Below are 24,857 nucleotides of genomic sequence, written 5' to 3' on the forward strand. Positions count from 1 at the left end.
CAAACTTACCCAGATGCAGTCAAAAGCTCTCCTGCTCCTGCTGAAGCCTTATAGCGGGACTTAAACAAATATCAAGCCCAAACAAAGCCCAAACTAGCTTTATAAGCTAAGAATACGTCCCGATTATGGTTCAACCACTCGATAAAACGAAAAGATATTGCTGTACGAAATGCCTCTAAAGCTTCAGGAAAGGTATTTAAAGGTTTGTTTGCCCACCTGCGTCTGAGTCCTCCTGTTAAGGTGTGCCATAAAATAAAAGTATAGGCACAGAAAACTAGAATGAAATGTCTCAAGAGACTGCGTTTGTCTCTAACTTGATATTCCTTAAGTCCTAACCAACCTTTAGCTTCCCGGTAAAAAACTTCTACCCAATTCCTTTGAGAATAGGTAGTTACTATCCACTCAGATGTCGCTGTTGAGCCGTCAACATTGGTAATAAAATAATCAATATCACTGGCTTCATCAAATGTTGAGGCATTCATGACGATAGCAATTGTTCTCTTCCCTTCGAGGCGTGATAGTTCAACTTCAATAGATGCCACCCATACAGTCTTTTTTTTCTCTAAATTGAGCTGGATAGGGGTGAAATCCTTGCTAGGTAATGATTTAGCTAAATTATCTAAACGTATTTCTTTAAAAGTACCACCAACAGATGCAATAATTACCTTTCGATTTTTGGCGATTCCTCCTAGATACTTGAGTTTCCTTTTTTCCAGTTCAAGGAGAAAGGTCGTGTTATTTCCATAGCCAGCATCAATCAGCACGAGACCGGGTCGGTATCCTCTGTCTAAGCTTCGGTCAATTAAAGCTAATCCTAACTCTGGCTTCTTCTTAAATTCAAAGTCTTTTTTTCCTTCAGGCAAAGAACTGGCGTGTTGATATAACTCTATATCTAAAGGCAAGCTTTTTGAGCCATCATACAGATGAGTGGTTACTACCACTATCCCATTGTCAGTTTTCCCAATTTCTCCAATGTATTGCCGCCCTACTCCCTCCGTAAAATTGCCACTCTTCCTATGTCCTGAATCATCAAGGATTAGGGTAAATCCTCGACTGATCTTTGTTTGACTACACTTGTTCATGACTTGTAAGCGACGCTCATTGACCTCTGGCGCTGACCAAGGGGCTTCTGTCAAAAAATGGTGCAATCTGTGGTAAGTCACCCCCACAGCGTTATTCGCCATTTGAGAGAGGTTTTTTCGTTCGCTTTCCCCTAATAATCCGCCTACATAGTTCCTAAACTCCCGTTTTTGGGCTTGATGGCTAAAGATATCATCAAAGCGTTTACACCATCTGTCGAAGCAAGGGGGCATAGCGGCGGGAGTTGTCTCTTTCATGACTCAGACCTCGACGTGAGAGGCTTTCTCTGCCAGTATTATACTCTCATTAGCTCTTGTTTTTCGTTTAAGTCCCGATAGGCTTCTTCTTGCTTCAAAGCAACTGGCGCATGTCCCACTCCTGCTATGAGAAATCGTTTCTCTGAGCTTCCAAAATCCTCTAAGGATTTTAGGCGGAAGCAATCTTTACCTGTTAACTACTTCAAATTAAGTGCAAAGTTCGCTAGTCAAATTACCAAACATCTGCTGTTGCTCGTATATGGTCTATCTATCTCGATTTCCGCTAATAGCGTTCCACTACTCCAGTTCGGAGATCGTGGTAGTGAAGTACTTGTTCTCCAGAACAATCTCCAATCTCAGGGTTTCTACAGTGGACCGGTGGATGGATTCTATGGTGACTTGACCAAGTCCGCTATCGAAAATTTCCAGCAACAGAATGGATTAGCTGTAGATGGTATTGCTGGAGACAACACACAGTTACGACTTCAGAACAGGTTGCCCTTGTCTTCGAGTACAACCCTAGCTCAGGCTTCAGGTACCATCTTTGGTGATATTACTATAGGTGAGCTTGCTATAGGATTTATAACCTTGGGATTTATATTTGCGGTTGTTGTACCAGGTGTAAGAAATACTTCCAAAAGCACTTCTAGTTCAGAAAATAGTAAAATCATTGAAGGAGTCCATGTTTCCATTATCATCAACAAAGGCGTTCGGGTTCCCATTGAATCTTTTGACCTTGGGACTCAATTAAAGATTCAAATCATCAATTCAGAGGGTAAAGTTGTTAAATCATTCGATGATATTCTCAATGAGAACTACTCTAAGTCTATTGATAGTTTGCCAACAGGAAAATATAAAGTGGTCGCTACTGGTAAGCAAAATGGCAAAAAGACGACAAAAGAAATAAATGTTACCTTTGATTGATTCTAGAGCAACCACATTGTGGTACGCAGTCGTAGTTCTTACTTAAGTGACGGTAGCTGTCCTAAGCAAGCTAAGTGTGCTATACGAACCAACACTAGGCAAGGTAACAGAGGGGAAATAGGTAGTTGCCTCAAGCCACCTGGTATCAAAGCGATAAGCCAGTTCAGATTTTTATTCTCTCTCGAACCGCCCGAACACAGAAATAGAAACTGGCTAGTTTAATTAACTATTTCTGACCTTTACTGGAAAACCCACATAAAATCAAGCATTGCAAGCACCTTGAGTTCAGCTAACTATTCTCCTTTTACAGTTGGTTTTGTTCAACGAGAATAAAGTTGGAAACTAACTGGCACATACAGCTTAAATCAATTTGTGCCCATCAGTGACCAGTTTTCCAAACAGATCATTACACTTATCTATGTCCATTGAGATTCTTAGGACTTACGTAACTCGCTACGACATCCACTTATGTCGGGAAACTTATGAATTGCCCCCCCTAAAGTGTGTGTTCAAGCAGAAAATGCGTAAGTCCTATTTCTATTAGTAGCGTGGTAGCCGAGGTATATGGGGCGGAAGTTTAAATTATCTGATATGCCACATAGGGCTAGTCTATAGAGATAGGGGCGATCGCATATTCGGTGCAAGACCTTTGGGTGCATCGCAATGGGGGTGCGCCTTCTAGCGAGTCCTAATTCTTTATAGGAGTAACTTTGGAGATTTTATAACTCAAAAAGGAAGCGTTATTGTCTAGTCTAAATCAGCAAACAGCCAGATATCAGCGTGATAAGCTTTATGAAAAGCTCGCCAAACCCGGCAAGAATTATTCTGTCTATAGTAATAAACATTATCCAGGTGAAATTCTCTTAGGAGAGTACCAAGTTGAAGAGATTTTTCAGGATAAGGATTCAGGCTTTTATGCGCTTGGTTCAGTATCAACAAGCGGAAAAAATCCTCCTGTTTTGGTAATTCGAGGATTTGGTAACTGGGGCAGTCTGGAAGACTTTCCTAGAGAATTTTTGCCCTACAAGGATATTTCAGATGTTGTAATGACTCAGTCAGACAGTCATCTCCAAGCCGCTAAAAAAATTGGAGTAATCGAATGGTTACGAAATCAGGTAAGTAAAGGAGAAAAGCCTGATGTAGTAGGTCAGAGTTTAGGTGGAAAAGTCGCACAACAACTGGCAGTAGAAGTTCCAGAGTATATTGATTCGCTTATTACGTTCAATTCTATAGGTATCTCATCCCAAGAATTTGAAAACTACCAGGGAGAAGTCGCAATTTTTCACTATATAAATCCAGTTGACTTTGTTCCTTATGTGTTGGGGGATAAGTTTTTACCAGGAACTATTTTTCAAGTTTACAATCCAACGATTAAAACCTCGGACTTCTTAGGTCAGCATAACAATTTAGTCTTAGAGAAAGCTGATACTGTGATTAAAGAAGTCAAAATCGAATCCTTTTATTGGGTGCGAGAACTTTACCAATCTATCAGAAGTTACCGAAGAATGGTGCAAAAGGAAGTGGAAGAGTTAAATCAAATCGCTAAACAAGACGATGAGGACGATGAAGTCAGTACAAACAAGTCTAGTCAGGCGATTCGACAACAGTTTGATGTTTCTCTCCAAGCCGTTCAGCAAGAGTTTAATAATATCACGCAAGCAATCCGTCAGGAATTGCTTGCCAACACTGACCGTAAAAGTGCGGCTGAGTTGCTTCAGCAGCGAGTGAGTTCTTCTGTTGAAGTCATTCAAAAAGAAATAGAAATCTTGAGCGTAACCGTTCAACAAGAAATTAGGGACTCAGGAAGAACGTTTAAGAGCTTTAGTCAAAGGCTTAAAGAGGAACTCAAGGATTCGGTTGGCATGGTTAAACAAAAACTTGAGAAGTTGTTGCAAGTGGAAACCAAGTCGAAGATACAACAAGAGCTTGATGTCAAAAGCGATCGCATTTAACATCAACATCCCTCAACTGCAAAAAAGTGTAACGACCATTTCCATTTGGCTGAAGTCAGGAATAGGGTTCTCATCACGACATAACCCCACTTTCAATTCCACACCCGACGTAAATTCAATACAAAACCCGGTAACACCCCTTCACCCGATAATTCAGCCGGATTCTCCAACACGTTCACATCCTTACCCGGTCGATAAATTTCCACCCGTCGCTGCTGCGGATCGATTAACCAGCCAAGTTTTGCGCCATTGTCGATATACTCTCTCATTTTATCTTGCAGGGACTTAAGGCTATCTGAGCTAGAGCGTAACTCAACCACAAAATCCGGGCAGATACTAGCAAACGTTCCTTTTTGTTCTGGAGTAAGCACCTGCCAACGTTCTCCACTCACCCAAGAGGCATCAGGGGCGCGAGTCGCACCATTGGGTAAAATGAAGCCAGTCGAGGAGTCAAAGACTTTACCCGGTTCACCCGCATTACGCCACCACAAATACAACTCTCCAGTAACACTGCAATTGCGCTCTCCAGTTTCCCAGCCTGTTGGTGGGTTCACTATCAACTCTCCTTGTGCGGTTCTTTCCAGTTCTAAGTCTCGGTTTGCTGCTGCCAAAGCGGCAAACTGTTCCTGGGTAACGTACAGCCCAATTGTCTTAGGCAACTCAATTGATAGGGTGTCGGTTTCTGGACTGGTGGGTGTCTTTACCATATTGACCTCTTACCTCTTACACAATAGGGTTTGGGTGAATGATGCCTACCTACCCTATTACTCCCTTCCCACTATAAGATTAGGTATCGATAATAGCTGAAATGCCTATCAGTGCTAGGTTTTAATTACAGAGTCTTAGGCCGGAATGGAAGTAACTAACAGATTCTATAGGCTTTCTCTTCAATCACCTCCGGCACTGCGCGAACGCGAGTAGTGTCTCGTACTCCCCAGGAGAACCCCTAACTCCGGTATTACAATCACCCTTGCTGGAGCAAAAAAATTGGATGCACTAAACTAGACCTTCATGCGATCGCTCAAAATTTCGCAACCGTCTTGAGTCACGAGTACTGTATGCTCAAATTGAGCCGCTAGAGAATGATCAGCCGTTACTACAGTCCAGCCATCCGGTAACAATTGCGTGTGCTTGGAACCTGCACTCACAATTGGTTCAAGTGTTATTGTCATTCCCGCTCGAAGCTTCACATTTGGCATCTGGCGGGTACGGAAAAAGAATACAGAAGGGTCTTCGTGTATGTTCCGTCCGACACCGTGACCTGTTAAATCTTCTATGATGCTAAAGCCATTCGCTTCTACATGGTCTTGCACAGCACCAGCAATATCCATGAGATAATTTCCGGCTTTGACTTGCTCGATACCAATATAAAGCGCTTCCTCAGTTACACGAATTAATTTTGCGGCTTCCGGAGAAACCTCACCCACTGCGATCGCAACGCAAGAGTCACCGTGAAACCCTTGATAGTAAGCACAGGTATCCACCTTCAGAACATCACCTGACTCAATGACTCGCGTGGGACTGGGAATGCCGTGTACAGCCTCGTTATTAATACTGGTACAGAGGGTAGCAGGAAATCCTTGGTATCCTTTGAGGCTAGGAACTGCGCCCATTTCCCGGATGCGTTTCTCGGCATAAGCATCTAACTCACCTGTCGTCATCCCTGGCTTAACTTGCTCGGAAATTTCTTTCAACACTGTTGCAACAATTTGTGCTGCCTCACGCATAATTGCAATTTCTCGTTGTGACTTGATTTCGATCCCACGGCGTTGCTTTTTGGTAGGGGAAGGTTGAGGGGATTGGGAAAGGAGTTCGCTGAGAAGATTCATTGATTTTACGTTGCTAGGTTAGGCTAATGTAGCATGGCTTAGCATCTCGTGCAAAACTATAAGGCAAGGCGTTACTATATGTGAAGGAAATACACTATGGAAACTCGCATGGGCGGTAAAACTTCACTGGCTGGTGTGACAACCTACATTCCCCCAGAGTGGAAAAAAGAGCTTGAAGAGTGGGCGGAGGACGAAGAACGCTCAGTTTCTTGGATACTCTTGAAGTTAATTGGCAATGCACTCGAAGAGCGGCGTCAGAATTCTTCAACAACAACAAGTGCAGAAACCGCAGAACTGGTGGGTTTAGCCACTAATGGCAAGACAGCAGCTAGATAAATTCGGCAAGAAAGCAATATACGCTGATTGGAAAAAGGTGAAAGGGGAAGGGGAAAAGGTTTTTACCTTTCACCCTTCCCCTTCTCCTAAAACCGATTAGTTAAATAGGCGATGTGAGATGTTCCCGATGCTAAGACGCAGTGACAAGTCCACTGTGTTTGAGTAAAGGCTCAGTGCTCGGTTCCCGTCCCCGGAATGCCTTGAAGACTTCCATTGGAGGCAAGCTTCCACCAAGAGCAAGGACTGTATCACGGTAGCGCTTGCCTGTAGTTGCGATCGCTTCTTCGTTGTCTAAGCCAGCATCTTCAAAGGCAGCAAAGGCATCAGCGCTGAGGACTTCCGCCCATTTGTAGCTGTAATAACCCGCTGCATACCCACCTGCAAAAATGTGCCCAAACGCGCACAAGAAGTTATCTTCTTGCAGGGGTGGCAAAACCGTTGTCGTTTTCGCAATGCGCTTACGCACATCAACCGCCGTTTCATTGCCACCTGGCAGATAACGATGGTGCAATTCCAAATCAATAGAGCTAAAGTGCAACTGCCGCAACATTGTGCTACCACTCATGTAATGACGTGCTGCCAACAGCTTTTGGTAATAATGCTCTGGCAGAGGCTCACCCGTTTCATAATGCTTCGCCATTCCCATAAGTGTAGGACGGTCATAGCACCAGTTTTCCATAAACTGGCTAGGCAGTTCCACGGCATCCCACTCTACATTGTTAATGCCGGATGCCCCAGCATAATCCACCTTCGTCAGCATGTGCTGCAAGCCATGACCAAACTCGTGGAAGAGCGTCTCCACTTCATTAAAGGTCATCAGGCTAGGCTTCCCATCAACGGGAGGAGTTTGGTTACATACCAAGTACGCTACAGGTAAGCGTGTCGTGGATGTGCCATTTTCATAAATTTTGGCACGACCAATACAATCATCCATCCAAGCACCACCCCGCTTTTCAGCAGGACGGCTATAGGGATCTAAGTAGAAGTTAGCAATTGGGGTGCCTGTCTCATCGGCAATTTGGAAATAACGGACATCTTCGTGCCACACAGGGGCAGTACCATCTGCTGCTGTTACGGTAACACTAAAGAGCCGCTTCACTAGGCTAAATAACCCATCCAGCACCTGGGGCAAGGGGAAGTAGGGGCGCAATTCCTCTGCACTAAAGGCAAACTTTTCTTCCTGCTGGCGTTCTGCCCAAAAGCTGATGTCCCAGTGTTTTAAGTCGTTGGCTTCCTCAGCCCCCTTAGCAGCCGCAAAAGCTTTTAACTCTTCTAAATCTTTAACAGCAGCCTCATAACTCGCACGACGCAGTTCCTCCAGCAGTCCCTCCACTGCCTCAACATTAGGAGCCATTTTACTGGCTAGGCTCAATTCGGCAAAACTCTCATAACCCAATAGCGCTGCTTTTTCTTTACGCAGTTCTAAAATCCGCTCAATTAGTGGAGTATTATCCAACTCACCTGTAGAAGCACGGCTGACAAAGGCTTTGTAGAGCTTTTCTCGCAAGTCACGACGAGTGCTGTGCTGCATGAAGGGAACATAGCTGGGGTAGTCCAGGGTAATCCGCCAAGGTCCATTTTCCGCCGTCGCATTTTCCTCTCCAGCCGCACGAGCGGCTTGAGCCGCCAGACTCGTTAAGCTGGGTGGTAAACCATCCACCTCATCTTTGCTAGTTAGGGTCATGCTAAATGCTTTCGTAGCATCAAGCACATTGTTAGAGAACTTAGTAGAAAGCTCTGCAAGTTCAAGTTGAATCGCGTTAAAGCGATCACGTTTCTCCCCCTCTAACCCAACACCGGAAAGCTCAGCATCTCGAATTGCCGCTTCGACAATTCGCTTTTGCGCTGGCTCCAAACTGCTCCAGTCATCGCCTTCACGCAAGGCTTTGAACGCTTTGTAAAAAGGTTGGCTTTGGTTGAGTTTGTTAGAAAACTGTACGACTTGGGGCTGCACCGTTTCGTAAGCCTCGCGGAGTTCTGGGCTATTTTTTACACCCATTAAGTGGCTTACCACTCCCCAAGTCCAAGTTAGACGTTCGCCTAAGCGATCGAGCGGTTCAACTAAACCGTCCCAAGTCGGCGTTACTTTCGCTTCTAATTTGGCAAGTTCTTCATCCAGTTCAGCCAGTAGTTGCGTCATTGCAGGCACTACATGCTCTGGCTTAATGGTTTCAAATGGAGGTAGCCCCTTGCCAATTAACAAAGGGTTATCAATAGCAGTCGCGTTTGCAATCATAATCAGTCGTTTGTTGCCGAGGCTCAGATTAAAGGCTTTTCTTTAATTAAATGGTCTATTTTGCCACTTGACAGTGATCCCTGTACTTCGGAATCATCGTTAGGAACACTTAACTTGAGTAACCAATAGCATTAGTCAAGCTTTAGGCTTGCACAGTTTCCCTTGCATTAGCGTTACTGGCAATACAAGTAGACCACTGCTATTTATTATCGAGAAGTTTTCTATAAGTTGCTGAGGGGTTAACCGTAACTATGCAGTTACGCTAACCCCATTGAAGTATTGAGTTTGACGCTCTAAGCACGCTTGAATACAGAAGAGAATCGGTCTTTCACACTAGCCACTGTAGTTTGAATCAAGTTCCCAACGTTCGCTTGTGGACGAGTTGCTACGACAATTGGCTCATCGTTGAATTCCTTAAGGCGATGCCCATACTCCAATTCAGCTTGGTGCTTACGCAGCTTTGGGAAGAGGCGGAAAACGCCTTTGAGTAATTCTTCCTCTTGCTGAAACACAGCTTGGTTAATCTGATTGCTACGATTTACGGTCATTGAACCAGCAGGAAACCAGTTTTTCTGCCCCTTGATGCGTACATAAATATTGAATTCTGGCAACCCTGACTTCTTCATCTCGTTATACTGTGAGGCTGCCGCTGTTCGTTTTGCCTTATTTTTCTTGACTGTCTGCTTCTGCGGTTGAACCTTACCAAATCCGATTTGGGTTGTCACTGTTGCGTACTCCTTTACTGTCTTAACAGAAGTTTACACTATTTTCATAATGGCTGGAAGGTTGGAAGAAGAGGAGGAAGGTAGCGATATCTGGTAGGGGCGCACAGCCCCTACAAATGGGGTTTCAAGGGTGGAGAAAGCGTAAGTCCTGAAGTGAAATGCTATGGCTTAGTAGAATTCCTTACTTTGGTAAAGGTAGAAGCAGGCGGCTGGAAAAGCGATCGCCTTTTAGTGGATAGAACTGAAGGTCGCCTCCCCAAGCACTAAGGATATCGCGGCAAATCTTCAGGTTCAGCGTCGATGGCGCTAAAGGTGAAGCCGCGAGAGTCTTTAAACAGTCCTCAAGCAAGCCGCTTTCGGTAATCAACAATTCCAGTAAAGCTGGAGATGAGTCGGGAGGTGTTGGGTTGCACCAGAGGTTAATCCAACTACCAGGTGGGGCATGGAAGCAGGCTGTGATTAGAAGTTCAAAAAGGATACATTCAAGTTTTAGAGCGTCGCAATAAATGCTCTGGTTGCCCAGGTTATGGACTTTTCGCATAATCTGGCGCTGGTGATATAGGGGTTCAACACAACGAAGCGATCGCTTCAACAAATGGCTTAGAGGCACTGGACGTAGATTTACTTGTAGTTGCCACTGTTCCTTCTTCAGTACTGGTGTCAGTAGGGTAAGCGTCTGTTCCAACTGATGCAGTAGAGGCTGGCGGCTGATTGATCGCAGTGGTTGACCACTATCTAGGGTAGGTGTGGCATTTATTTCACCGAAATCTCCCAAAGTGTCTTGATTAAAATCTTGCGTATTCGGTAGTGATGTCCCTGGTTCCACCAATAGGGTTCTAACACTTTGTACGACTGAGTGATAAAGCGCTTCTAAGCAACGATGTTTATACCAATTGAGGATTTGCAGGTTTCCGCTATCTTGAGCATGGAGGCTGAGGCGGTGTCGGTAGTGGCGCAACCAGGTAAACTGAGTCGTCAGAGTTTCGAGAGGCAGCAGCAGATGCCAGGGCCACTGACGTTTCTCGTGATCGGCAAGGAGCAAAATTCCTGTAGTTGGTTTTACTCCTGTATGGAGCGCGATCGCTAGTACCTGACCAATACCAGGACTACTCAACCACTTACGAGTAGAAGCATCCAAGGCAGTGAGTGGACGGCAGAGGAAGCTATTAGTTGCTAAGACTTCTTGAATCAAGCTGTTGCTGGCAACCGGGATAGCTAAATCGGGTGGGAAGGAAAAGCGTGGCTCAGCAACAACAGCAGCAACACTTGCTGAAGTACTTTCAGGTGTCCAAGAGAGTAGCACTGCCAGAGGACATTCCATCAGTGTCGCCAAATACTGTACCCAAGTGTGGTCAAAGAGGGGTAGGTCTAGGGGCGCTTCTTGGAGAGTAGAAAGTCCAGCTTGTAGGGTTTGGTGAGCAAGCAGCGACAATCTGGCGTTTTCCTGTAGCTGATCTACTGTGAACAGTAAACTCATTTGTTGCACAGCAATGCTTAACAATTCCCGTTGGGTGTGGTTCCAGGTACGGGGGGCACTATGACCGAGGAGAAGTAGAAGTAAACCTTCTGTTTGTCCTTCTTGGTTAGAGTTGTCTATTTTTAAGGGTTGGGAACTCAGGTTTAATTGCCCAAGAGATATCAACAAGGCTGAGCGTACACCTAATTGGATTAAGACTTTACGCCAGGGAGTTAGCCGCCACTCTAAATCTAGGTCTTCAAGTGCGATCGCGTCACTACCTTTGAAAAGCTGACGATCTTCTGCTGAGAGAGGTGCGAGGGAAGTAGTAAGGGAACGGCGGTTCGGGGGTTGTGTTCCGAAAACGAGGGTAAACTCGCCCAAGGCGTTTTCTTGTAGCACTAAAAAACGTTCGGCATCAAGGCGATCGCCAAGTAAATCAGCACACTCTTTGAGTGCTGTTGGGGTATCGTGGCTACGAGCGATCGCTTGAGCAATCTCTGCTGTAAAGTGAGTATCCTTTTGAGCTTGCTCAAGTGTGGCTTCGAGTTCCTCATTTCCTTGTACTAGTGCGATTAACTGAGCCGTAGCACGAACATAGCTTGTTTCCCCCTGCTCCCAGATGCGGGGTTCACTATCTTCCACGGCGAGAAAGCCTAGTAATTCTCCATTCACTTGAATCGGTGCCGCTAGCAGGGAGCGAGTTCGCAGCCGTGCCAATAAACGTTCTATACTTTCAGGTTTTAGCAGGCTTCTCCCTGCGCCAATAGCAACCATTTGACCCGCAGCCAGCGCTTGATAGAAGTCGTTCGCTTCGGCTACCTTTAAACCTGCCGTTGTTGTTCTGGATTCTGCCAAACGAGCGAGTGACTGCCGATTACCCATCCGGTGCCAGAAGTACCGCCGTTCTGGAGAATACCAGTAAAGATTGGTGCGTGTCGGTGCAACAAATTCCTGGGTCATCCTCACTACTGCCTCTAGGCGCAGTGTTAGTGAGGGAAGTTCCAGGAGTTCGTCGAGTACCTGGAAGAGGTGTTGGTCAGGACGCTTAGTGGCGGTACGCTGCCAATCGGCTTCGATCTGGTATAGAGCAGCAGCTAATCCTCCCAGTACAAGCGATAGCTGGGCTTTTTCAGCAGGACGAGGCGAGAAACCCCACTGATCAGAACCCAACAACACTACACCAAAACAGCGGTCTTTGTAGCGCAATGGGAAGACTATTGTGCCTTGAATCCCAAATTCTTGAGCTGCCCGCCGCCAGTCTCCAGCACGGAGTTCTTGCTGCAAATCTGGAACCCCTACAGGTCGTTGCTCAATGACTACCTGCTCTAATAAGTCACCGGAACTGAGGTTAAACCGTTGCTTGAGAAACGTTATGTCACCTGTTGGGGTGATGCCCCCTTTACCAACTAATCGATGATCCAAGCGGTCATAAAGACCAATCCAAATCAAGCGGTAGTCGAACTCGTTGGCGAGGTAATCGAGGGTGGTTTCAATGAGAACTTCAGCATTCTCCTCTTCCCTTAATGTTTGAAGGATTCGTCCGAGGGCAACGAGTTGATTTTCGTTGTCCGGTTGTAGGTGTTGCTGCCCCATGATTATCAAAACCCTTCACGCGGGAGAATTATGAGTTATGAGTGGGATAGCAAGTCTGTTTAAACGCTGCTCCCTACTTATACTCATAACTTTGTTTACATGGATATTTATCAAGCTGGTATTCGTCCGATTTTATTTTCTGCCCTAAAAGCTGATCCAGAGTGGTTGCATCAACGGACTTTACAGGCGTTAGGTTGGCTAGAACGCACGAGTGAGCGTCCTCTAACTCAGTGGGTTCAAGCTCAGTTACAGCATAATTATTCCCTTCGTTCTCCAGAAATGGAGCAAACGCTTTGGGGGCTAAAATTTCCCAATCCTCTCGGCTTAGCGGCTGGATTTGATAAGGATGGGGTAGCGGCTGGGGTTTGGGGCGCTTTCGGCTTTGGCTTTGCGGAACTCGGTACAGTAACGTTTCAGGCGCAGCTAGGAAATCCCCGTCCCCGTCTCTTTCGCTTGAGTGCCGACAACGCGGCATTGAACCGGATGGGATTTAATAATCAAGGTGCTGAGGCTCTGGCAACCCGGTTAGGGCAACGCTTAGGGTATCCGCGATCAGTGCCGCTTGGCATCAATCTTGGTAAATCTAAAGTAACACCACTCGAAGACGCGGCGGCTGACTATCTGGGAAGTTTTCGCTTGTTGAAGGATTTAGGCGATTACTTTGTGGTTAATGTGAGTTCTCCGAATACACCGGGATTGCGATCGCTTCAGGATGCTACTCAACTAAGTCAGATTGTCGATGCTCTGCAACAGGAAAATCAAGGACTCAAGCCAATTCTGGTAAAGATTGCCCCAGATTTAGAAGAGGATGCGATCGCGGATGTCCTTAATCTCGCTAAAAACTACCAACTCTCAGGAATTATTGCGACTAACACAACAATCCGCCGCGATATGCTCAAAACTCAGCGAATCGAGGCAACAGGTAAATCCGTAACGGAAGAAGCTGGCGGCATTAGTGGCGCACCACTACGTCAACGTTCTACACAAGTGATTCGCTTCATCCACCAACAAACTCAAGGTCAACTACCGATTATCGGGGTAGGAGGTATCTTCACCGCTGAGGATGCCTGGGAGAAGATTACGTCCGGGGCAAGTCTGATTCAGGTTTACACGGGTTGGATTTACGAGGGGCCGTGGATGGTAAGGCGAATCTTAGAAGGGTTACTGCATAAGCTGGAAGAGAAGGGATTGACTAAAATTTCTGAAGCCGTAGGTTGGAAAGATTAACAAAAACGTATTCATTTAAAATCTAGAAGCTGAAGCGTACATAAAAACCAAGCATTTTAGCCCTTATCCTTGCTGAGCTTGTAAAGGAACCACTTGCCCTCTTTATCTATTACTAACCCTTTAATATCTGGGTGCCAGTCAATTTGAGTGAGAATATAGTTTGCCTGGAATCGGTGAGCGACATCTACTAATTCTGAACTACTACGTTGACGATATAGTAAATTTGAGTTACTTACAGAAGCCTTCACTGAACCTAAGATAGCTTGCAAACGGTTTGTCCACTCTTGAATTCCCTGCACTGTATAGGGAAAGCTCCTAAAGTCAAAGACAACGGCTCTTTCAGAATAAAACCTAAACTGATCGCTTGATGGCGGAACTAAGATCAGGGCATCTTTACTACTTAACTGTTTGAATCGTAAAGCTAATGTTGTCACCTCATCTGTTGAAATCTGGTAGGTAGCTAATCTTTTGTTAAATACATTTGAGAGCTTTTCTGGCAGAACATTCAACAATCCTAAAGACAAGATTAGGCAAGAGCAGAAAGCCAGTGTATAGATGATTACCTTGCTTTTAGGAGCAGCTTGGGAAATCTTTTCTACAAAAAAAGGAAAAGCCAGAATCAAAAAGAGAAGAAACTGTTCGTTTACATCATCAGCTATAGCTACCCCTGACTCTGAAACTGAGTGATTTATCAATAATAATGGTAAGACTACTACTGTAGCCAAAGTTACAAATCGAGAGCGCAATATCTGTAAATGATGAGTAGCTTTGAAAGCGCATAAACTGCCAGCTAAGACAAATAAAACTATACCCCCATCTTTGGTAAGAGGTGTGATTAGTAATAGTAAACTTAAAGCAATATTTCCACGTCTGTAGTGTTCATCTACAAGAACACTAATAGCAATGAGAACCATCAATTGAGCAAAGGGAGTTGTTCTCGCTATCTGTAATTTTGCAATGAATGCCAAAGGATATAGTTCTACAAAAATGTAACCCAGCAAGAGTGCAAAAGCTGATGTAGCAATTACAAGAGAAAGCTTATTTTTATCTTTTGGGTGTAACGAATCTGCACTCTGGATACACAGTAATCCGCCAACCATGAACAGAATGAAATTTAGCCAAGACCTCAAACCAAATGTAGAGAAAATAATGTGATGAGGATGGCGGATTTTTCCATAAATGTAGACAAACTCAGCATTAGTAATTGTTCCAGTACTAGAATCACCAGTAAGCATCATTGGCACGTAGACTAGACTTGCCAGGATTCCTAAAAGGAGAAACGGTAACACCAGAATCGATAAATTGTTCTTTTTTTTAGCATCAAGAATCAGCAAGGAAGCCATCAGTCCCCCTGGCAGAACACCTACCAAAAACTGAAGCAGACAAGCAAACCCGAAAAACAAATATCCGAAAATCCATCTTTGACAAAGGCAAAAGTAAATCCCCCAAATCGAAAAACCCATTGCAAAAATAGCAGGGATAGGTTCGGGTCTAAAAAGATCGACGAAGCCGATTGTTCCATTAGCAGCACATAAACCCAAGAAAGCCAGTACAGCAGATGCTAACTTGGACTGACCAAAACGTTTACCAAGAGTATATAAACCGAGAACAAAAGAAGAAAAAGCTAAACTATAATATAAGAAATAACTGGTAGGCGTATTTAAACCTAATTTTGTGCTGAAATATATTAGGTGATTATAGTAGTACCTAGGATTAAACTTAATCATCTCTTGAACATAAAAGTCATTTTTATACAATTCAGGATTCAAGAGAGAGAGGATAGGAGGAAATTCAACATAATTATTTTCTGAGGGAAACTGATAGCCATAGGTAAGTAGAGAAGCAACTATTACAAAGATGTAGATAGCAGAGATTAACTGCCAACTTTGTTTTGAATGATTATGCATTTAATTTAACGAAGGATTGGGATAGGGAGGCGGATTTTAGAGGAGTTGCTTCATCCGTTAGAACACAGGAGTTGGCTGAGTTTCTAAAGTTTTACATTTATAGTAGTTCTCCGTTAAATGAGGTACAGCTAAAAGCTGTGAAACAACATTTGAGTCAGAACAAAAGCTGATGCCTGATAGCTGACAGCTTTCTGCTATAAAAGCTTCAAGATGAGTTTAGCTGCCAGCAGACCGATTAACCTGACAAAATCCAGAAATCAACAGCAGCACAATCACTACACAAACTGCACTAATTACTTGACCAAGACGTTCCTCCACACCTGCCTCTAGTGTTACCCTTACCTGATGTTGACCACGAGGTACCTTGAGGCGCACTAATCCTTCTGGCTGGGAAGGTGTGAGTGGTAGCTGATTGGTTCCATCAATTCTCGCTGTCCAACCAGGATAGTAAAACTGCTTAAGCGTTAGTTCTACATCTGTTGTGGCATTAGTTTGTAAAAGAATCTTTCTTGGCAGCCATTGCTGAATGGATAAGCTACCCTGTCCGGTAGTCACTTCTGCCTTTGGAGAATCTTGCCAAACTTGACTAACAACATACTGATCAAATACCTCTTTGGACACCCATGCTGGTCGATATTCTGGGGCATCTACCCTCAGCAAAAACTCTTGTTCAACTTGAAAATTCGGTATACCAATATTTATATAAGTAATAATAAAGCCGCTGAATAACGTCGTGATGAGTAGTAATCCGCCAAGTGTTGATGTTTTTTTAGAAAAGCTTCTCCCTATCTGATTAACTGAATAAATTGCTGTTGCGATTAAAGCTGTTGTGGCAACAGTTAACACAACATGAAAACGCCAAGGAAATTGTACTTTTTGCAGTAGCGGTAATAGTTTCCAGACTGGAGTACTCAAGGGGATTGTCATAAAACTGGAAGCGATCGCAACTATCAGCCAGTAAGTACTCTCGCGCCTAACTGCTTTTTTTATACTTTTACGAGCAATTTGGAAAGCGCAATAAAAAACTCCTACCATAAGAACAACTAGAATACTTAAATAAACTCTAAATACAACAAAGTTTTTACTTCTATCAAGTAGTCGATTAAACTCTAAGAGAAAATTGTTTTCATAATAAAAGAAGGGGCGCGTAGCCATTTCCTTAAGAGATGCATACTCCTGCATCGTCATTGCTGGTAATAGATAGATTGCTGCTAACCCAATTCCTAGCAAGACGGCAATAATCATTTTTGTAAATACATTGAGCCGCTGCCGTCTCGGTGTCATAAAGACTATATAGAAAATTGGGAAAGCCGAAAACATTAGTGTAGTCGGCAGATGTGTCATCACTAGGAGAGCATAACTAACAGCAAATCCCGGCACTGCCAATCGACTACCCTTAATTATCTTTCTGCTGAAATACAAAATTAAAGGCATCCAGACAAATGTCCAATACTCAGTGAAGGCAAAACGATAATAAATATCGATCGCCCAATGGTATGGCAATGTCATATAGATAACAGCGCTAATTAAGGCAGTTTTGTGGTTAGTCAGATCTTTTAGCCATAGATAAGCTGTAAAGCCAGAAGCAATCAGAGCTAACGCAACTGAAAAAACTAGCTGTGACCAAATCGGAACTTCACCAAACTTAAAGAAATAAAATAAACTTGTAAAGTAATAGGGAATCGGAGCATAGTAAAAAAAAGTTGGGCTACCTAAGCCAGAATTCATTCCGAGTAACCAGCGAGGATAAAGCTCACTGTCCCAGAGCTGCTCTGAAAAATATTTGTACCAATTTAAATGAACTAAAATGTCATGTGCCCCAAAGATGCCATAAGCAATCGCTGGCAGGGTAAGGATTAAACCGATGCTAATGATTACGGCAAAGGCAATAATATTTATAGGTTTTGCTCTAGTTACTAACACTGCTATCAATCTCCTGAGTAGATTAATTTCCTGAAAATTAGTAGCTATGCACCTGTGAAGTTGAGATTTTCCTTGAGCCAATCCCTCTAGATATACCTTTAGCAGGAGATAAGATTGTTAATAGGTATTGAATTGATTGCCAGTTAATTAAAGAGGACTGGAAAAAGCCTGATACTTTCGCTTAGTAGGTAGCTTGATCAGGTACAAACAGGAAAGTTGTAATTTTAACGTATATGAGGAAATTTGCTGTTACCTCAGATCACACGTTCACAGAGGCGCAGTGGCTATTCGGCTTTTTTGTGGCAGCCCTTACCCTTTGGAGCATTGGTTTAGGTAACGTACCTTTACGAGACTGGGATGAAGGAACTCGTGCTTTAGTAGCCAGAGAAATTTACCGTACTGGAAACTGGCTGCATCCTACGCTTCAGGGGGAACCGTATCTTCTGAAACCACCTTTAATGGATTGGCTAATTGCCTTGAGTTACCGCTTTGGGGGCGTGAAAGAATTCACCACACGTCTGCCAGGTGCGTTCTTTAGCGCTTGCGGAGTTCCTCTGCTTTATCTTGTGGGGCGAGAAGTTTTTCTCCAACGTCTACCAGCCGTTTTTGCTGCTGGTGTTTACTTGACGCTTTTACCTGTTGTGCGTCATGGGCGTTTGGCGATGCTGGATGGCATGGCAGTTTCTTTTTTCCTGCTGTTGTTGCTGTGCTTACTCAAGTGTCGTCAGGAGCGACGTTGGGCGCTGGGTGCGGGCTTGTTTCTGGGACTCATCAGCTTTACCAAAGGGATATTGGTGGTGCCTTTAGGCGCGATCGCATTTGCATTTCTCTTGGCAGAACGACAACTGGTATTACTGAGTAGTCCTTATTTTTGGCTGGGTATCCTCTTGGGCAATCTGCCTGCCGTTGCTTGGTATGCCGCCCAGTGGCAGCATTATGGAGCCAGCTTTTTACAGGTTCATTTTCAGTCTCAAGGTTTACAGCGCGTCTCACAAGCTGTTGAGGGACACGGTGGCCCCCCTTGGTATTACTTAGTGGAGTTACTGAAATACACTTTTCCTTGGCTGTTGTTCTGGCCTGGAGGATTGTATCTCGCTTGGCAAAAACGCACTACCAGTTGGGGTTGTCTTGTTCTGATTGGCACGGTTGGCTATCTGGGAGTAGTTTCTGTAATGAATACAAAGCTTCCTTGGTACATCATGCCTGTCTACCCCTTCTTTTCACTGGCTGTTGCGGCTCAACTGGCTCAGTTGTGGCAAAATCGCGAATGCTATCCTCGAATTCTTGTTGGTATCCTGAGCTTTCTGGCTGTTGCGGGGGTGGGAGGCTGTGTTTACTTTGTTTTGGCAGATCCGCAACCTGTTTTGATCGTGATGAGCGTGGTTGTGATGCTGACTATGGGCTTTGCAGCTTGGCGCGTCAAGCAGAATAACCCGACATTTATCCCGATTTTATTTGTGGGAATGTACTTGGCGCTAGGGCTATTGATGACTTCTCAATCCTGGGTTTGGGAGTTAAATGAAACGTTTTCAGTGAAGCCAGTGGCAGCTTTGATTCAAGAACATACGAAAGCTGGGGCAGTTGTTTATATCTCTTTTGGTTATGGGCGTCCTAGTTTAGATTTTTATAGCGATCGCCGAGTGATTCCCATAGACACAGCTACTTTGCAACAGTTGTTGTCAACTCAACATTATCTGCTATTAGATCAGCCAACGTTGTCAGCGCTGCCGTTACCAAATCCTGTAGTACTTGGTACGGCTGAGGGCTTTACTCTGGTAACGCCATCTACACAGTAAGTGTTCGACTGCCTCACACAAAATAAAATTGCGTTTCTGATAGGGGCGGAGGTTAAAGATGAACATTGGACTATGGGCAAATCGTCTGTTTATAAAAGCAGGTGGTGTCTTATTGATGTTGATTGGTGGAACGCTGTTAGTTCAACTACCCTCTATGTATAAAACGGTTTAGGCTATATTGTGGTGTTCAGAGCCTTTGTCAACTTGATAGGAGGACATCAACGTGACTGATGAACAACATTCTCTGCTGAAAGCATCAGACATCAATTCAATGGATGCGTTTGAGTTTCATCATCCGCTCAACCCCAATTCAGAAATTTATTTACGCTTCTTGGGGCGTGCTGTCGGTCTTAAACGCATTGGTGTAACAATTGCTCGTGTACCATCAGGCAAGGAATCTTTCATCTTCCACGCTCACCAGAATGAAGAAGAATGGGTTTACATTTTGTCGGGTCGGGGTATTGCGGAAATTGGAGATGTGGAGTACGAGGTCGAGCCAGGAGACTTTATGGGCTTTGGGCTACCTCAACAACCCCATCATCTTCGTAATCCATTTGATGAAGACCTTGTATACCTGATCGGTGGAGAAGCAGGACGCTTAGATGTTGGCGTTTTTCCTCGGCTTGGTAAACGAGTGATTAAGGATGGTGAGTCAGCTTACATATTTGATGAGTCAGCGCTTCAACTTTTTTGGAGCAGCAAGCAATCAACTGAGGATTGATATCTGCTGAAGTGGTCGCGGCATAGCAACCCTGGTGAAGCGGATTTACCAAAGCCGCTTGTGAGATTTCAAACATCTCTGCAACCGCTAACCAGGAATGTTCGACTGCTACCCTAGATTGCAGAGATTGGAGTAAATGTGTAAGCCTCAAAATGAATGATGGGCACTCGCGTGGAGATTTAAGCAAACCTCTAAAAAAATTCCTCAGACCTAGCGCGATCGCAATCATTACCACAGCGACAGCCGAATGGATAGTAATCACCTATGCTCAAAGAAATTGGGTAGAAGTTTTCTATACATTACCGGACGCAAGACCCAAAGCAGAATTGTGATCGCAAAAATAATCGCTGTTGGGCTGTTGCTCTCCAACAAGGGAGTTAGATCAATTGGTAACGACACTTCAAGAGTGGTCATTCCCCTAAAAATCTTAATATGTAAGGGTTTTGAGAAATGGCTCAAGCGGGATTTGAACCTGCGACCTTGGGCTTATGAGTCCCCTGCTCTAACCACTGAGCTACTGAGCCAAGCTTTTTGACAACTTTATTAATTTAACACATTGATTTGAAAAATTGCTAGCTCTCAAGATAATAAAGTGGGGAGTCGCTCGACTCCCCACAACACACCTTTTACAGAGATCGAATCATCAACTACCGTCCTGGCAGATAAGCCATCGGGTTCACCGCTCCACGTCCATTGGGGTGTAGCTCAAAGTGAAGGTGAGGTCCCGTGCTGCGACCCGTGCTGCCCATTTCTGAGATTTGTTGACCCTGTGCAACCTCTTGACCACGACGAACCAAAATTCGGTTGTTGTGGGCATAAAGGGTCAGACTGCCATCGGGATGCTGGATTTCTACCAAGTTGCCGTAACCGCCAGAGTTCCAACCCGCAGAGACAATGACACCAGGGCCTGCCGCAAAAATAGGTGTACCCACAGAGGCAGCAATATCAATTCCCTTGTGCATCCGTCCCCAGCGCCGACCATACCCTGAGGTTAAGACCCCTTTTGCCGGCCAAATGAAGCCATTAAACTGGGTTGGGTCTTCTGGCAGATAGTTACCCGGTTCCGAGAGGGAAGGCAGTTCAGGCGAAACTGTTTCCCCTACCCGTGGTCGAAGCATCGGATTGTAGTCACCTGCTGGCGGTGGCGCTGTTGCCAACAGATCCCGACCAGAGGCTGAGTCAGCCACCTCTGGTGGAGGAACTTCGATTTGAATCGGTCCTTTGCTAGCGAGCCATTGTTGCTGTCTTTGAAGATTTGCCTCTGCGGTTTCGTTGTACCGCTCAGGATTAAACTCTGGATTAACCCGGACAGGTGTAGAGGCGGTGTTTGGGCTTGAAGCCGCTGGCACTGTGACAGTAGGCACTGGGATATCTCTCGGTGCGGCGGCTTGAGTACCTTCTCTTTGTTGCCGCAGTTCTTCCCGAAGCTTGAGAACATCAGCTCTGAGTTTCTCAACGTAGGGATTGGATTGAGAGTCAGCAGCTTGACTTGCCTGAGTGTTGACGACTACTGAAGTTTGGGCTTGTGCCTCTTCAGCGGTAGATTGCGCCAAAATTGTGCGGGGCGCGGATTGAGGTTGTGATAGCTGTTCGCTGGGTACTACAGGTGTAACCTGGTTGCGCCGTGCTGTAACAGCAAGAGTCGGTACGGTGACCCCTTGCTGCACTTGTCTAGGGGCAGAACTATCGGTTCTGGGGTTGATACCAGGGAGCAGTGTAACAGGCTGATTAGCAGAACCAGTTGGCTTAGTTTGTGGAATTCTTAGCTCTTGGTTGATGCGAATCAGGTTTGGGTTATTTAGCCGATTGGCTTGGATTAGTTCTGTGCGAGATATACCACTGCGTCGGGCGATTGAATCTAGGGTATCTCCGGGCTTAACCTGATAGACATTGGAGGTATTGGTTGCCACCAAGGTTTCCATAACCACTGGTTGTGGCGCTTGGGGTCTTGCCAGAATTTCTGGGGTTCTGAGCGGCTCAACAGCTAGGTTAGGGACAGGTGATGCTTTCGGTTCAATCACCGGAGTTGCCGCAATTTCTGGGGTCGGTACGGGTATGACCACAGGGGCATTGGTGCGGCTGCTAGCTTTCGTTGGTTCAATTACCGGAGTCGCCGCGATTTCTGGGGTCGGCACAGGGAGAACCAGAGGGGCATTGGTGCGGCTGCTAGCTTTCGTTGGTTCAATTACCGGAGTTGCCGCAATTTCTGGTGTTGGTACTGGGAGAACCAGAGGCGCGTTGATACGGCTGCTAGCTTTCGTCGGTTCAATCACCGGAGTTGCCGCGATTTCTGGTGTCGGCACCGGGATAACGATGGGAGCAGTGGAAGACTTAAGCGTCTTCAGTTCAATGCTTGGTGTAACTGCCATTTCTGGCGTTGGCACCGGGATAACGATGGGACTTGCTGCTGCCGTTGCCACAGGCTGTGGTGCGACAGCAACTGACTCCTTACGATTGAGAACCTCTTGTGGCAGAGTCACAGATGTCATGGGTTCAGCCGCTATGGCTGACTGTGATGCTTCTGCCGATTCCGATAACTTGGTAGACTCCTCAGACCTCAACTCCGCCAGACTGTCATTTAAGCGGTTCCCTCGCTCTTTCAAGTTGTTTAGAGCAACGTCTTGTCTTGCCTTTAACAAGTCATTGACATTGCCAGGAACCGTGACAGATTCACCCGCTTTTAGTTGATTCACCTCCGACACGGGCACAGATGCGTGCAACTGTGTCGGTTTCACACCATAAGACTTAGATAATGTTTCGGCAGTCTCGCCTGCTTTCACTTCATGAACGATACCGTTCACTGCCGGAATTTTGAGCTCCTGTCCGACTGGGAGAACTGCACTAGGTTTGATGGCATTGGAAGCCGCGATTGCCTCTGGCTGTACATCATAAGTTTGTGCCAGTCCCCATAGGGTTTGTCCTTCCTGCACCGCATGTTTAACCACTGGTGATGGGGTTGCCTTACCCTCATTTACCACTTTGGTTTCGGAGGGCGTTGTCATCGAGGTAGCGACGACTTCTGCCTTCTCTACTGGTGCAGCCGAAATACTCGTACTTGGCTCAACGGGACTGGTTGATAGATTGGGTTCTCCAGCAACTGGCTCAACTGCCATGGCTTCATCGCCTTGCTGAGGCAAGAGTAAGCCAGTCGCACTCATAGAAATTGCCAATCCGATCATGGCAGCAGATGTGCGAGTTCTACGGTTGGCATCGGTTGGAATTGCTCCACCAACCGTCTGCTTCCCTAAATAGAACTTTAATAATGCATCAAAGGAGTCTGCTGCACACGAAGGAACTTGTTTAACCTTCTGCGTAAATGTTCGTTTCAAAAACGACCTCCTGGTGTGTGACGAGCGCTTAACAGTTCCTGATTTTTTTACAGTCAATGAGGTAACTCACCTCAAGTTGTGATTTAAATCACAGACAACAAGCATACTTAGGCAAGAGTACCCTGCTTTTTTGATTTAGACAAGTTGCTTTTTGAAATAAATCAAGTTGACATGAACCAATAAAATTCTGTACTTGACCGCAACCGCTCGATTCACCCTTAAAGAAGCAATCTATAAGCACCTCAGGAAAAAGATATTTTGACAAGAGACACCGTAGATATTTGCACGGCTGTTGCCAAGGCTTACTGCATAGAACATACTGACTGAGCAGGCTTTTCTCCGGAAGACAACTAGAGATCAAAACAAAACTCAAACGCTTTGCCAAATCGTAATCCATCAAAAACATCCTGCAACCGATTAGTTTAGCAATAGAAGTGAACACAGACGGAACTTTACGCTACTCCCATGCCAGACAACAACCGTAGAAGCTTACCAATATAACCCCCGTAGTGCCCACTAGTCCGAATCTCAAAAAACTATTGAAATCCTGATTTTCCTTGTGGGGAGCCTATTTCGCCCAATTTTCTCTTGCCGAGTTGGGATGATAAAAATCTATCAATCAGCTCCAAGCAACCTCTCGACTTTTTCATAGAAATTTCTTATAACTACCTGATAATTTTCGTATTGTACATAGCCGAATTAGGTGTCATAAAATTCTGCACATAGAGGTAAATGCACCAAAGCGGTAAAGCAAAATGTTGAAAGTTAATTAGTTGCAATAAACTACGCCGAGAGTAAATACACTTAGTATGTATAAGTAGATACAGTATTAAGTCATGTAGGTGAGGAATCCTGTTGGATGAACTGGGTTGAATCAACAGCAGGTAAAGCAACATCAAACGTTACGGAACAACACTTGAAAGTGATAATCGAGACTCCATCAAATGAATGAGGAGAAAGTGATCACTGAGGAATTAATCCAGGAAACCGTTATAGTATTTGCCTCCTCACATTCTTGAACCCAGATTATTCCAAATAGCCAAGCTGACGCCGTGCTTCAAATAAGCCAGCCGCAACACTTACAGACAGATTTAGACTGCGAACCCCTGGCTGAGACATGGGGATGTAAACACTAGCATCACAAGCTTCTATGACATTCGGTGCTAAACCCGTGGTTTCACTGCCAAATAATAACCAGTCATTTGTTTGGAACTGGAACTTAACATAACTAGATGCTCCCGCAGTGCTGAAAGCAATCCAGCGTCCGCCCTGCTGCTGGTGAACTGCTTTAAACGTATCCAGTGAGTCATGGGAGTGAAGGTTAACAAAGGGCCAATAATCCAACCCCGCTCGCTTTAGGTAGCGATCGCTAATTTCAAAGCCCAGCGGTTCCACCAAATGCAATTCAGTACCCGTTGCCGCGCAGGTTCGGGCAATATTCCCGGTATTTGGCGGAATTTGTGGATGAACTAGGACAACCCTCAACATGACAGACTTAAGATAGTTAATACTCAGTTGCATTCTGTTGTACCAGAGCAATGGCAGCAGAGCCAAGGGAAACGA

Annotated in this window: 17 protein-coding genes and 1 tRNA gene; 7 read left to right on the plus strand and 11 right to left on the minus strand. The window is 45.1% G+C overall.

Annotation, left to right across the window (positions count from 1 at the left end; all coding sequences use genetic code 11):
* Positions 1-71 precede the first annotated feature (71 nt).
* Positions 72-1,337 carry an IS701 family transposase gene (locus tag H6F98_RS22130; RefSeq protein WP_192220875.1) on the minus strand — a complete coding sequence of 422 codons (1,266 nt, stop codon included), beginning with the start codon at positions 1,335-1,337 and terminating at the stop codon, positions 72-74.
* A gap of 126 nt (positions 1,338-1,463) precedes the next feature.
* Here H6F98_RS22130 and H6F98_RS22135 point away from each other — a divergent pair, with 126 nt between their 5' ends.
* Together H6F98_RS22135 and H6F98_RS22140 are read left to right on the plus strand one after the other, a co-directional pair.
* Positions 1,464-2,261: a peptidoglycan-binding protein gene (locus tag H6F98_RS22135; protein WP_192220876.1), complete on the plus strand. Its 798-nt coding sequence runs from the start codon at positions 1,464-1,466 to the stop codon at positions 2,259-2,261.
* A gap of 743 nt (positions 2,262-3,004) precedes the next feature.
* A complete protein-coding gene (locus H6F98_RS22140) occupies positions 3,005-4,213 on the plus strand; it encodes a hypothetical protein (RefSeq protein ID WP_192220877.1) in 1,209 nt (402 codons plus the stop codon).
* Positions 4,214-4,305: 92 nt separating this feature from the next.
* On the opposite strand, the gene H6F98_RS22145 is transcribed toward H6F98_RS22140, so the two are convergent.
* Positions 4,306-4,920, minus strand: coding sequence for a Uma2 family endonuclease (locus H6F98_RS22145; RefSeq protein ID WP_192220878.1), 615 nt, complete (start codon positions 4,918-4,920; stop codon positions 4,306-4,308).
* Positions 4,921-5,214: 294 nt separating this feature from the next.
* Complete coding sequence (map, locus tag H6F98_RS22150; RefSeq protein WP_192220879.1) at positions 5,215-6,042, minus strand: type I methionyl aminopeptidase; 828 nt, start codon at positions 6,040-6,042, stop codon at positions 5,215-5,217.
* A gap of 96 nt (positions 6,043-6,138) precedes the next feature.
* Between map and H6F98_RS22155 the strand changes: the two genes are divergently transcribed.
* Positions 6,139-6,378: a ribbon-helix-helix domain-containing protein gene (locus H6F98_RS22155; protein WP_242058641.1), complete on the plus strand. Its 240-nt coding sequence runs from the start codon at positions 6,139-6,141 to the stop codon at positions 6,376-6,378.
* Positions 6,379-6,508: 130 nt separating this feature from the next.
* Here the strand turns inward: H6F98_RS22155 and H6F98_RS22160 are convergent, their stop codons facing one another.
* The 3 genes from H6F98_RS22160 to H6F98_RS22170 form a co-directional block, all read right to left on the minus strand.
* Positions 6,509-8,614: a M3 family metallopeptidase gene (locus H6F98_RS22160; protein ID WP_192220880.1), complete on the minus strand. Its 2,106-nt coding sequence runs from the start codon at positions 8,612-8,614 to the stop codon at positions 6,509-6,511.
* Between the two features lie 293 nt (positions 8,615-8,907).
* Positions 8,908-9,339 carry an HHL1-like protein gene (locus H6F98_RS22165; RefSeq protein WP_192220881.1) on the minus strand — a complete coding sequence of 144 codons (432 nt, stop codon included), beginning with the start codon at positions 9,337-9,339 and terminating at the stop codon, positions 8,908-8,910.
* A gap of 181 nt (positions 9,340-9,520) precedes the next feature.
* Positions 9,521-12,391, minus strand: coding sequence for a GAF domain-containing protein (locus H6F98_RS22170; protein ID WP_192220882.1), 2,871 nt, complete (start codon positions 12,389-12,391; stop codon positions 9,521-9,523).
* 99 nt (positions 12,392-12,490) lie between these two features.
* On the opposite strand from H6F98_RS22170, the gene H6F98_RS22175 reads away from it, so the two are divergent.
* Positions 12,491-13,618: a quinone-dependent dihydroorotate dehydrogenase gene (locus H6F98_RS22175; RefSeq protein ID WP_192220883.1), complete on the plus strand. Its 1,128-nt coding sequence runs from the start codon at positions 12,491-12,493 to the stop codon at positions 13,616-13,618.
* Positions 13,619-13,674: 56 nt separating this feature from the next.
* Here H6F98_RS22175 and H6F98_RS22180 read toward each other — a convergent pair whose 3' ends face one another.
* Together H6F98_RS22180 and H6F98_RS22185 are read right to left on the minus strand one after the other, a co-directional pair.
* Positions 13,675-15,525, minus strand: a complete 1,851-nt coding sequence (locus tag H6F98_RS22180; RefSeq protein ID WP_192220884.1) for a DUF6798 domain-containing protein — start codon at positions 15,523-15,525, stop codon at positions 13,675-13,677.
* A 216-nt stretch (positions 15,526-15,741) separates the two neighbouring features.
* Positions 15,742-17,448: a YfhO family protein gene (locus H6F98_RS22185; protein WP_192220885.1), complete on the minus strand. Its 1,707-nt coding sequence runs from the start codon at positions 17,446-17,448 to the stop codon at positions 15,742-15,744.
* A 233-nt stretch (positions 17,449-17,681) separates the two neighbouring features.
* Here H6F98_RS22185 and H6F98_RS22190 point away from each other — a divergent pair, with 233 nt between their 5' ends.
* From H6F98_RS22190 to H6F98_RS22200, 3 genes are all read left to right on the plus strand, one after another.
* Positions 17,682-19,244, plus strand: a complete 1,563-nt coding sequence (locus H6F98_RS22190) for a glycosyltransferase family 39 protein (RefSeq protein WP_192220886.1) — start codon at positions 17,682-17,684, stop codon at positions 19,242-19,244.
* A gap of 223 nt (positions 19,245-19,467) precedes the next feature.
* A complete protein-coding gene (locus H6F98_RS22195) occupies positions 19,468-19,965 on the plus strand; it encodes a cupin domain-containing protein (RefSeq protein ID WP_192220887.1) in 498 nt (165 codons plus the stop codon).
* Between the two features lie 152 nt (positions 19,966-20,117).
* On the plus strand, positions 20,118-20,297 hold the full coding sequence (locus tag H6F98_RS22200; protein ID WP_192220888.1) for a hypothetical protein: 180 nt from the start codon (positions 20,118-20,120) through the stop codon (positions 20,295-20,297).
* Between the two features lie 119 nt (positions 20,298-20,416).
* On the opposite strand, the gene H6F98_RS22205 is transcribed toward H6F98_RS22200, so the two are convergent.
* The 3 genes from H6F98_RS22205 to H6F98_RS22215 form a co-directional block, all read right to left on the minus strand.
* A tRNA-Met gene (locus H6F98_RS22205) sits at positions 20,417-20,489 on the minus strand.
* A 123-nt stretch (positions 20,490-20,612) separates the two neighbouring features.
* The gene (locus H6F98_RS22210; protein ID WP_192220889.1) at positions 20,613-23,294 is read right to left on the minus strand and encodes a peptidoglycan DD-metalloendopeptidase family protein; all 2,682 of its coding nucleotides are present in this window, start codon (positions 23,292-23,294) and stop codon (positions 20,613-20,615) included.
* 1,026 nt (positions 23,295-24,320) lie between these two features.
* Positions 24,321-24,782, minus strand: a complete 462-nt coding sequence (locus tag H6F98_RS22215) for a tRNA (cytidine(34)-2'-O)-methyltransferase (protein WP_192220918.1) — start codon at positions 24,780-24,782, stop codon at positions 24,321-24,323.
* Positions 24,783-24,857: the final 75 nt, after the last annotated feature.

The organism is Microcoleus sp. FACHB-SPT15, from assembly GCF_014849525.1.
Taxonomy (GTDB): Bacteria; Cyanobacteriota; Cyanobacteriia; order Cyanobacteriales; family Coleofasciculaceae; genus Symplocastrum; species Symplocastrum torsivum.